This is a genomic window from Lujinxingia vulgaris, assembly GCF_007997015.1.
Classification (GTDB): domain Bacteria; phylum Myxococcota_A; class Bradymonadia; order Bradymonadales; family Bradymonadaceae; genus Lujinxingia; species Lujinxingia vulgaris.
Genome location: NZ_VOSM01000017.1, coordinates 67,072 through 77,407, shown reverse-complemented (window position 1 = coordinate 77,407; position 10,336 = coordinate 67,072). Strand labels below are relative to the sequence as shown.

Here is a 10,336-nt window from a genome sequence, read left to right as displayed (position 1 = left end):
GGGAAGAAGCGCTGCGTTTTTCCCTGCGGCACGCTGTGGCTGAGGCGAAACGCGCCGATCACGTGCCGGGAGGGGGATCCCAGTGAGGCGGGGCTGGCGGCGAATTTTCAGAACTATCAGGTTCGCGGTGGGCGGGGGAGAGAGGTCGCTTAGGGGGCTTGAGCGCGGTCGTGCGTGGGGAGAGTTCCGAGGTAGATGGCTCGCCCTGTTGGTGGAGCACTGTTTAGTGGAGCAATGTCGAGAATCCGGGGAGAGTATGTCTATTTCGCGCTGAGGATGCGTTGAGGCGGAGCTCTGTTCGCGGGGTGGGGGTGAGCGAGAGAGGCGCGAGGATTTTGCTCAACGGATAGGGATGGGGGCGGGCAAAAGGCGGTAATTTCCGGTCATTTTCGGATGGATTGCGGTGTATTGGGTGGCGTTGATGCCAGTTTGGGGGGAAATCGAGCGAAATTCGCGGCATTTTCGACGGGGTGAGAGCGCGTAGAGGCGCATAAATACGGGACTTCTTTCGACTGTCGGTCGTTTGACCGATACGACCGACGGTCGTTTAAGTGTCGCGATATCGCGATGGGATCGCACTCACCCCGCACTCCGACCGACCTTCTCCGTGGCCCGGGCCGCCTCACGTTCGACCAACCTCGCCAGCAACTCCGGCTTCTCGCTCAACGGGAGGTGCCCCGCACCCTCCACCACGTCGAGCGGCGCGTCGGGGAAAAGCTCCTGCCACATCGGAATCCCGCGGATCAGCGCACCAAAAGTGCGCTCTCCGCGTACGAGTGAGAGTGGGGTTTGCACCGAGGCGAAGCGCCGCGCGTTGCCCATCCGATCGAGCTCGCGCAGGTAAGCCAGCGTGGTGCGGTTGGGGGTATGAGCGACGGTGGTCATGTCCGGCTGCTCGTCGCTCTGCGCGGAAAGCGAGCGGTTGGTGAGCCAGCGACCCAGCGGGTTGGCGAAGGTCGAGACGTAGGCCAGGCGGCCGAAGCCGGGGATCAGAAAGAGCTTCAAATACCAGGGGTTAAACGCGAAGGGCTCGACCATGACGAGGTGGTCCAGCGCGCCCGGATGGCGGCGCAGAAGCTCAATTCCGAAGAGGGCGCCGCTGCAACTTCCCACGGCGATAAAGGGACCGGGGTGAAGATCGCGCAGAGCGCGCAGCCACGCGGCCACCGGTTCCACGATGGTATCCAGGGTGAAGTTCGCCGGAGCCGGCGAACGGCCGTAGCCCGGCCAGTCGCAGGCCGCAAAAGCGCGGTCGGGCGGAAGGTGCTCGCGAAGCGGATCGAAGGTGTGGTGGCTTCCCCCCCAGCCGTGCAGACCGATGATGAGCGGGCCTAGTTTGAGGTCTTCGACGACGTGCAGCGAGGGGGAGACGGTGAGAGCGGTCGGCATGATTATTTTCCGAAAGACGGCGTAAGGCTGACGAGCAAGTTGGGCACCGCCGGGGCGCCGTCCAGGACTAAAATCTCACGTGTTGAGCAGCCCCTGAAGCTCGCCGACTGCGTCGCGTAGCTCGGCGGGGCGGCGGCGCGCGATGTCGAGGATCTCGACGATGAACTTCATCGACTGGCGCGGTGTGTTGAGCAGCCCGTGGCGATGAAGTCCGCTGACGATGCGGGGGAGAAGCGTGTCGAGGGCTGGCGGAAGGGGCTCCTCGTGTGCGGCGCGGTAGAGGCGCAGCACCCGGCTTGCGAGTTTTTCAAAGTCGTCGCCACCGAGCAGCTTCAGGTCGATGAAAGCGTCGTCGGGAGCGGCCTGACGCAGCACATCGACACCCTGGTCGTCTGGTGTCATCGCGAAGATCGCCAGCAGCCCGTGACGACTGTGGTAGCGGGCCGGAAGGGTCTGTAAGACGCCCAGGCCGCCTCCGGAGAGGTCGTCGCGCTCAAAGGGCGCAGCGTCGGCGCCCACGCTGGCGGCGGCCATCGCCTTAAAGAGGTTCTCGGCGTGGGCGCGGTTCTCGCTGGAGAGGAGCGCGAATCGCTCTGCTTCGTCAAAGAGGAGCACCAAACCCCGGTAACCGGCGTCGCGGGCCAGGGTGTCGATGCCGCTCAAAAGGTAGGCGTAGATACGTGCCCAGGGGCGATAATCTTTGAGGCTGTAGACGGTGCGGTGCTTGCCCCGAAGTTTGCGCAGATCCTGGTCGAGATCGCGGTTTCGGCCGATGGGTTGACCCTCGATCCAGCGCATCAGGCGGTCGCGAAGCTCCGGGTGGGCACCGACCGGGAGTCGTTCAAAATGGGTCAGCGCGGTGGTCAGATAGAGATGCGCCGAGGGCGCTGGAAGATCGTTGCTCTCCTTGACCGAGGGTTGATTTTCCACGACCGAGGGTCGTCCGGGGGCATTGACCGAGGGTCGATTTTCCATGACCGAGGGTCGTCCGGGGGCATTGACCGAGGGTCGATTTTCCATGACCGAGGGTCGTCCGGGTACAGAGGGTCGTCCGGGTACAGAGGGTCGATTTTCCACGACCGAGGGTCGTCCGGGTACATGGCGTTCGGGCACATCGGGAAGGTCGAAGCGCGCGCGGGCGATGGGGCTCTGAAGCGCGCGCTCAAAGAGCGGGGTGAGCCCCTGGCGGGGGGCATCGGGGCGCTCCGGGTAGGTGAGCTGGTCGATAAGCCCGCGGTAGACCCGGCCCGGGTGGCTGGGAGCGGCGCCCTCGGCGTCGAGCACCACGCGGGCTACCAGAAAGTTCTGGGCCAGGGCGCGGCGGGCGATGACTTCGAGAAGGTGGGTCTTGCCGGAGCCGTAGTCCGCCAGAAGCACGCGCAGGTTGCCCGCGCCGTGGGCCAGCGCGTCTAAGTCGGCGTCGATGAGAGCGAGCTCGGTGTCGCGACCTACGGTGTAGGCGTCGACGGACTCGTCGGGAACAACCCCCAGGCGCATCGCTTCAACGACGCGGGGAGGGAGGTGGGAGTCAGGGGTGAGGCGGCAGTCCAGCAGCTCTGTCGGCCCCTGACCGCGGCCGATGAGGACAGCGTTCTGAGCAAAGCGGCGCGCGATCTTCCGGGCCTCATTAGCCTCAATGGGAAAGATCAAAAAGCCATCCTCAATGGGCCATTCGCCGTGGGGATCGCGAGCGCGGGTAGGCAGGTGGGCGAATCCTTTTTGGTGCAGAAGATCGCTCAGCGCGGCGTGGGCGCGGGCGTTCTCGGCGGGCGATTGAAGGCGGGAGGCGGGGTTAAACGCGGTGATCACGGCCCACGGGGTCTGCGCCTCGAGCCCTTCCAGCGTCAGCAACGCCCCGGCCTCCTCGCCGACCCGCAACTCGAAGGGCGCCTCATCGCGCACGAGCTCGTAGATGGCCTCGGAGTAGGCCTTCCAGGTGGTAGCGTCTGTCGGGGGCAATGGCATCGGATCGTCGCTCAACGTCGGGGGGAGGGCAGCGTCGGGCGCAAGCCTCAACGAAAACGTGGGCAGTGGCAAGTCCGCCGTGTCGCGCAAATTGTGCGCGAAGAAAGGTGCTTAAGTGCCGGTATAAGCTTGAGAAATCGCAAAATGAAGCTTTGAAGAATTAGAAATTTCGTTACGATACGATCATCGAATCCCGAAAGACGTTGCGGGGGGCATGTGAGCGAAGCATCCCGTTGATCAGGCCATCAGGGGTTGTGGCCGGCAAAACTGGCGAGATCTATGGAGAGCAGTGATACGGACGTCACGCGGTACTTGAGCTGGGTGGCTGGCGAACGCGATATGGAGGAGCTCTTCGCGCTGCTGGCGATGTGGATCGATGGCGAGGGGGTGGACACCCTCATTGAGACGCTGCCACCGCGCCTTGCCGGACGTCTGGGCGATGGCTGCGTGGTGATCCTCGACGATGCGCTGCAGGGGAGCGGGCGCGTGGTGCGGGCGTGGGTCGATGAGGGCAATGCCGAGGAGTTGCGGGCGTGGGGAGAGGGGCTGGCGCTCGAGCCCTTCTACACCGGGGGCGATGTTGTTGAACTTTCGCCGCGCGCCGGTGAGCCCTGGGGGATGGGCCTGGGCTTAAAGCTGGAGGTGGGCGATGGGGCGCGTGCGGTGGTCGCGCTACTGTCCTGGTCACGGCCTTTTGATGCGGCATCGCGTCGTCTGGCCTCCCGGGCCACCCGTATCATCGGCGCTACGATCAAACGCGCGCGCCTCGCCGCGATGATCCGCGAGGCGTTGACCTACGCGCAGTCCCGCGCGGCCGATCTGGAGCAACGCATGACCCTGGGTCGCGGTGCGGCTCACGGACTCGGAGAGGGGGTGGTGACGCTTGATGCTGCCGGGCGAGTGATGTTCGCGAATCCGAGCGCCGCAAAGATTCTGGGGCTGAGCGTGGAGGCGATGCACGCGCGGGATTTTCACGCGCTGGTGCACCCCCGAGCCTCGTGTTGCGATCACGTCGACGAGGGCCTCTGCGCCCTGGAGCTTGCGCTCGCCAGTGGCGCTGATGTGCGCTGCCACGATGATGCTTTTGAGCGGGCCGACGGCGCGCGCGTCGCGGTCGTTTACACCGTCAGCCCGATGCCCGGCGCGGTGGAGAGTCGCGTCATCGCCATCCGCGACATGAGCGACTACCAGAAGATGCACGCGCGGCTGTTGCTCACCGATCGGATGATGGCCGTCGGGACGCTGGCCTCGGGCATCGCGCATGAGATCAACAACCCCCTCTCCTTTGTCGACGCCAACCTGCGCTTCTCGTTGCGAGCGCTGCGTCAGGGGGAGCCCGAGGTGGGAGCGGTGGATGAGGCGCTCAGCGATGCACTCGACGGCGTGGAGCGTATGCGGCGAATTGTCGATGCGATGCGCGCCTTCTCCGGCGGTGCCGACGATGAGGTCGACTGGATCGACCTGGAGCAATGCCTCAACGATGCCATGACCATCAGCGCCGGTGAGGTCGGTCAGGTCGCCACGATGCGACGCGTGGGAGATGCGCTGGGGCAGGTTCGGGCCAATACCACACGACTCACCCAGGTGTTGGTGAGCCTGCTGCTCAACGTTACGCATGCCTTCGACGAGGGAGAGCAGGGCGGTGAGGTTGTCGTGCGCACGCGTCGCCAGCCTGATGAGGCCATCGTGGAGGTGCGCGACAATGGCCGGGGCATCGCCCCGGAGATGCTGCGGCAGATCTTCGACCCCTTCTTCACAACTTCGCCAGTCGGTCGCGGCACCGGGCTGGGGCTCTTCGTGGCGCGCAGCCTCGTCGACGAGCTCGGCGGGCAGCTGGAGTGCGAGAGCGTGGTGGGCGAGGGGACCTGCTTTACGCTGCGCCTTCCGGTAAATGGTCGTCCACGCCGGCGCTGAAGGTTGACGATGCCGGCGTTGACGACGTCCTCACCATTGTCTCACTCAAAGGCGTAGACCGCCTCTTCGCCGTGTTCGGCCACCAGGCGATCGACGTGCATCAGCAACTTTTCGCGCTGTTGCCAGAAGACCTTAAGGCGCAACCGGTCGCGGTTGTTCTGCTCGGGGAAGAGGATGGGGTCGACGACCTCCGGTCGCATCATGCGTACCGCGTCGATCATCGTGCGGCTAAAGCGGGTGACCCCCGGTAGCCTGCGCTCTACCACCGCCATCGGCTGAAACTGGAAGGCCGCGCCGTTGTCCAGGCTCAAGAAGGTGCCGTCCACGAAGTGGTTGTTGACCCCGTAGTACTCCTCCACACCGCTGTAGCGATCGAAGTTGTTGGTCAGGTAGTCGAACACGGTGATGTTGGAGAGCTGGCGCGCAATCTCACGCGTCGACGTCTCGCCCAACTCCCCGCGAAGTCGGCGCGCCTGGCCGGTCTCATCGCGATCGATAAGTGTCTGCAGAAACTCCGGGGCGGGCTGCTCCAGAAGTTTCGGATCGGCGTTGAGGTCGACCAGGGGCTGCCAGACGTCGGTGTATTCGATGGGCCATTGGTGGATTTCGGGTTCCCACGCTTTGATGACGCCGTGCAGGAACTCCTGCTCCTGGCCACGCTCATCGCGCTCAAGTACCCAGCGAAGATCCTCGAAGCGGGCCTCGGCGTAGTTGCGCTGGCGGGAGGTGTTGACGCGTCCGTAGAGCTCGTCGAAGGCCTCCCGGGTCAGGCGAGCGTGTTTGTTTTCGGGCACGCGAAAGGCGCAGGGCAAGATCTGGCAGAGGCGGAAGGCGGCGATCTCGGCCTTCCAGCCGTCTTCCCACTCGAACTGGGCCGGTTTAAAGGCGTAGCGGCTCTCGCCACCTTCGGTCAGGCGCAAACTCACCGAGCGGCCGCCGCCGAGCGCGCGTAACGCGACCTCTGGCGAGGGCTCCAACGTCTCCAGCGGAGCATAGAGCGCCGGGTCGACCTCCAACGACTGATCGAAGAGCGCCTGCAACTCCCCCGGTGTCGGCGCCTGGGCGTAGGCGCGGGTGAGAATACGACGCGCCAGGCTGTGATCGCCCTCGCTCAGCGCGGCCTGTGCTAGCTCGTCGGGGGCGATCTCCAGGGCCTCATCGACGCGGTCGACGGCGACCTCAATGGCCTCATGGACACGGCGCTGGCGCTCACGCTCCAGCGCAAAGTCGTCGATGAGCATCGGCTCCACCGCCACCGCCGGGGCGTACGCCACGCTCTCGCTCTGCGTGGTGGCCGCAGCCGGGGCGAAGGCCGCGTAGGTCACCGCGGCGCTGGCCACGCCGGTGGCTACCAGCGCCACCGTCCAGGGGAGCACGTGGTTTGCGCTGATGCGGCTCCACAGCGAACGCTCCGCCGGGGCCGGCGTCTCGGCGATCTCGGCCTGGAAGGCCGGCAGTTGGTCGGCGCGCGCCGGCGTCGCGCTCTGGCGGGTGGCGTGCGCGAGCAGCATCGCGTGTAGCCCCCTGGTCAGTGAGGCCTGCACCTTCTCGTAGATCGGATGCTCTTCGAGGGGCACGAAGGGGCCATCATCCTCGGCGATGGCGTCGGCGATCACCCACACCCCCCGCTGAAAAAGCGCCAGGAGCATCGAGGTGTCGATGTTGCCGTAGATCGCGTCGCCGATCTTCAGGCTGTAGCGCCTGGCCGAGGGCAGCGCGCTCTCCAGGATGCTCTCAATATTGAAAGGATCACGTGTGCCAGAAGTTGGCGCTGCATGCGGCCGAGCGGACGCTTCGCTGCGGCGGTTCTCGGCGCGATCATCGCGTGAATCGCCCGTCGTTAGTGGCTCAGGGGTGACCCTCGGTTCTTGCGCGGGGGCGACCCTCGGTTCTTGCGCGGGGGTGACCCTCGGTTCTTGCGCGGGCGCGTCCGAGGGCATGGTGATCCCCGGCGCCACGTCGACCTCTTCGATGTCGGCGTCGTCGATCTCTTCGGCGTCCCCGTCCGCGTCGGGAGCCGGGGGGGTGGGGATGGGGGGCGGAGGGCTGCTGGCCTGAGGTTTTGCATCGTCGGCCCCCGGCAGCCGCTCAAAAGGCGCGGGGGAGTCGTCGACGATGAAGAGCTCGTCGGCCGCATCGCTGAGCGCATCACCCAGCCAGCCCTCGCCCCAGCCCTCATCGAGGGCGCTCAGGTCATCTTCGCCGCCCGGCGCGGCGCGCGGCGGGGTCAGGGGGCTGGGAGGAGGCTGGTCGGCGGTGGGGGTCGGCGCCTTGCCGCGCAGCTCACGCAGGAGCGCGGCGGCCAGGGGGCGCATCGGGTTGGGTCGATCGGCCTCTGGCGAGCGGTGATGGGCGCTGCGGGCCTCAAAGAGGCCCAGACGCGGCTTCGGGAGATCCGGTTCCGCCTCGGCCTGCTCGGTGATGGGGGCCGGCGCGGCGCTTTTGCGCCGGGGTGGCTCGGCGGTGGGGAGCGGGGCCTGGTGGCCGAAGACGCTGGCGTGGCTGAGCTTCGCAAAGCTCTGATCGCCGCTGCGGTTCAGCGCGATGGGCGCGCCGCAGAGCGGGCAGTCCACGCCGGCGGCCAGAGGTTGGCCGGCCGGGCCGCGCACGCGAAAACGCGCGGCGCAGCCGGTGCACTCGATCTCGCGCAGGATGGTGGCGTTGTCCGACATCTTCAACGCAGCCGGGGAAAAGCAAAGGGGAGTGAGACGTGCCAGGGCGCCCGGTTGGCGCCTCACTCATCGTTACCATGACCGGCACGAAATGAAAGAAATTAGCGCACTTCGGAGCCCTCCGCGGCAGGAGCATCGGTGGGAGCGCTGCCTTCGGCCGGGGCGTCGCTGGCCTCATCAAGCGCGGCCTCGGTGGGGTTTGACGCGCTGCTGCGCAGCGTATTGGCGCTGACATCCAAGAGCTCGCGGGGCTCCCCCTGCGGGTCGAGGGTTGTGCGCACGCGCTTGATGCGAAGCCCGCGCTCGGTGCGGATGGCAACCACCTCGGTGATCACATCGGCGACGAGTCCGTCTTCGTCTGGGAAGGTGCGGCCCTGCAGCTGGAGGGTGACGCGCCCGTCGTCTTCGCTCAGGGGTGAGGAGGGGGAGAGGCTCCCCAGGGCGGCCGGGCCAAAGTGGCTCAGGTGGTCGGCCAGGAGCGCGGTGATGGCGTCATCGCCGTGGGTGTCTCGGAGCGCGGGGTCGAGCAGATGCAGCGCACGCTCCCACTGCGCCTCGCGCGCGGCGTTGGAGAAGCGCGTCCAGGCCTCGATCATCTGGCTGCGCGCGTCGTTGGCCTGTGGCGCCGGCGGCAAGCGCTGGCCCTCGCACGCCCCTGTCAGCCGCAGGCTCGCAGAGGCCACCTGGTCACCGCGCGGAAGCACCAGTGCCGCCGCCACCACCCGCCCGCGCTCCGAGACCAGGTAGCGCCCCCGAAGATCGTCGGGGCCGCCCTCGGCCGCGAGCACCAGCGCGCGCTCCTCGCCAAGTAGTACGCGATCTTCGACGCGGATGTTGAGCGCCGAGCTCATCTGCGCGGCCTCGCCATCGCTATCGCCATCGGCGTCCGACGGAAGCAGTGCGGGCCACGGGCGCGCGGCGTCTTCCTGAGGCACCGGCGGAAAGAGCGCAGCGAGCGAGAGCATCGGCCCGCCTACGCTCCAGGGCGCGGGCAGGGCGGCCGGAACGAGCAGTCCGCGCTCGTTTTGCGTCAGCCGGACCGGCTCCAGGTCTTCATGCCACCACTCTTTGCCGGGGTGCCTGATGCCCCGATGCACCGGATAGAGCCCGGTGGCCCGGTTGGCGAACTCAAACGCCCCCTCCTCGCGTGGGTGCGCCCGCAGCTCCACGCGCCCCGTACTCTGGCGACCGGTGGCCGCGCCCAGCGGCATCGTCATCTCGAAGTCGTAGATCAGCGGGCACTCCACGCTGACCTCATAGCCCATCGTCGGCCAGGCCTCCGAGCTCTGCTGAGGCTCCACGGAAACATCAGCCATCAGCGCCGACCAGCGAAGATCGAGAGCCTGGGTCAGCGCGCGCGTGCGATCATCGGTCAGCTCGCCAGGACCGGACTCCGGCGCTGACTCGCTGAGTACATGACAGCCCGCAAACCCCCATGTTAAAACCACGAGCATCAAAATCCTGGTGCTCAACGCCTTCGGATGGTGTTCCAATGACATCGTCCCCCCTTAAAAGACATATGCATGTATGTGATGGAAGTGGTGGCTAGTGTGACTACCCTCGCATCCCCGAGGGCTCGCCGCGGCCACTGCCTCAAGTTGCGCACGAGGGCCTGACTGGCCAGCCCGCTTACAATGACTGTGTTCATGGAGACGATCGGATGAGTGAAGCAAACAATCGCGTGGTGGTGGTCACCGGTGCGGCCGGTGCGCTTGGCGAGCATGTGGTCGCCCATTTTTCAAAACGCGGCGATCGCGTGGTCTGCTGGGACTTGCACGCCGCCGGTCACGGCAAGCTCGTCGAAGACGCTGAGCGCAAGGGCGTGTGGCAACATCAGGTCAACGTGACCGATGCTCAGGCGATTGCCACCGCCGCCGCCAGCGTGCGCGAGGAGCTCGGGGCGATCGACGTGTTGGTGCATTGCGCCGGCGGGTTTCGCTGGTCGAAGATCGACGAGATCGCCCCCGACGACATCGACTTTCTGGTCGACGTGAACCTGCGCTCCTCGCTCTATGTGGTGCGCGAGGTGGTGGGGCCGATGAAGTCGCGGGGTTACGGGCGCGTGGTGCTCATCAGCTCGCGCTCCACGCTGAAGCCCGGCGCTGGCGAGGGCGCGTATGCGGCGACCAAGGCCGGCCTCAACGCCCTGGTCAGCGCGGTGGCCGACGAGGTCAAGGGCGTCGATGTGACCATCAACGCGGTGCAGCCCTCGATCATCGACACCGAGGCCAACCGCCAGGATATGCCCGATGCCGACTTCGACTCCTGGGTCGATCCGAGCGAGCTGGCGTCGATCATCTACGGGCTCTGCCCGGCCGACGAACATCCCATCAACGGCGCACTTCTGGTCGTCTCCGGCAGAACCTGAGCGGCGCGCTTGACCGCCCCCGGCCCAG

The 10,336-nt window shown here is 66.5% G+C and carries 6 protein-coding genes; 2 read left to right on the top strand and 4 right to left on the bottom strand.

The annotated features are described in order from the left end of the window. Positions 1 to 579 precede the first annotated feature (579 nt). Both FRC98_RS19975 and FRC98_RS19970 read right to left on the bottom strand, forming a co-directional pair. Positions 580 to 1,389: an alpha/beta fold hydrolase gene (locus tag FRC98_RS19975; RefSeq protein WP_146983315.1), complete on the bottom strand. Its 810-nt coding sequence runs from the start codon at positions 1,387 to 1,389 to the stop codon at positions 580 to 582. A 75-nt stretch (positions 1,390 to 1,464) separates the two neighbouring features. After that, complete coding sequence (locus FRC98_RS19970) at positions 1,465 to 3,354, bottom strand: BREX system ATP-binding domain-containing protein (protein ID WP_146983314.1); 1,890 nt, start codon at positions 3,352 to 3,354, stop codon at positions 1,465 to 1,467. A 279-nt stretch (positions 3,355 to 3,633) separates the two neighbouring features. On the opposite strand from FRC98_RS19970, the gene FRC98_RS19965 reads away from it, so the two are divergent. Next, complete coding sequence (locus FRC98_RS19965) at positions 3,634 to 5,268, top strand: two-component system sensor histidine kinase NtrB (RefSeq protein ID WP_146983312.1); 1,635 nt, start codon at positions 3,634 to 3,636, stop codon at positions 5,266 to 5,268. A gap of 41 nt (positions 5,269 to 5,309) precedes the next feature. Here FRC98_RS19965 and FRC98_RS19960 read toward each other — a convergent pair whose 3' ends face one another. After that, entirely contained in the window at positions 5,310 to 7,940 is a 2,631-nt protein-coding gene (locus tag FRC98_RS19960) for a hypothetical protein (protein WP_146983310.1), read from the bottom strand. Between the two features lie 101 nt (positions 7,941 to 8,041). Continuing rightward, on the bottom strand, positions 8,042 to 9,439 hold the full coding sequence (locus tag FRC98_RS19955; RefSeq protein WP_146983308.1) for a hypothetical protein: 1,398 nt from the start codon (positions 9,437 to 9,439) through the stop codon (positions 8,042 to 8,044). A 161-nt stretch (positions 9,440 to 9,600) separates the two neighbouring features. Here FRC98_RS19955 and FRC98_RS19950 point away from each other — a divergent pair, with 161 nt between their 5' ends. Further along, positions 9,601 to 10,308: an SDR family NAD(P)-dependent oxidoreductase gene (locus tag FRC98_RS19950; protein ID WP_146983306.1), complete on the top strand. Its 708-nt coding sequence runs from the start codon at positions 9,601 to 9,603 to the stop codon at positions 10,306 to 10,308. Positions 10,309 to 10,336: the final 28 nt, after the last annotated feature.

What these genes read in the sequence shown, in the direction of transcription:
- FRC98_RS19975 (WP_146983315.1), bottom strand. Translation starts at nt 1,389, where the DNA reads ATGCCGACCGCTCTCACCGTCTCCCCCTCGCTGCACGTCGTCGAAGAC.
- FRC98_RS19970 (WP_146983314.1), bottom strand. Translation starts at nt 3,354, where the DNA reads ATGCCATTGCCCCCGACAGACGCTACCACCTGGAAGGCCTACTCCGAG.
- FRC98_RS19965 (WP_146983312.1), top strand. Translation starts at nt 3,634, where the DNA reads ATGGAGAGCAGTGATACGGACGTCACGCGGTACTTGAGCTGGGTGGCT.
- FRC98_RS19960 (WP_146983310.1), bottom strand. Translation starts at nt 7,940, where the DNA reads ATGTCGGACAACGCCACCATCCTGCGCGAGATCGAGTGCACCGGCTGC.
- FRC98_RS19955 (WP_146983308.1), bottom strand. Translation starts at nt 9,439, where the DNA reads ATGTCATTGGAACACCATCCGAAGGCGTTGAGCACCAGGATTTTGATG.
- FRC98_RS19950 (WP_146983306.1), top strand. Translation starts at nt 9,601, where the DNA reads ATGAGTGAAGCAAACAATCGCGTGGTGGTGGTCACCGGTGCGGCCGGT.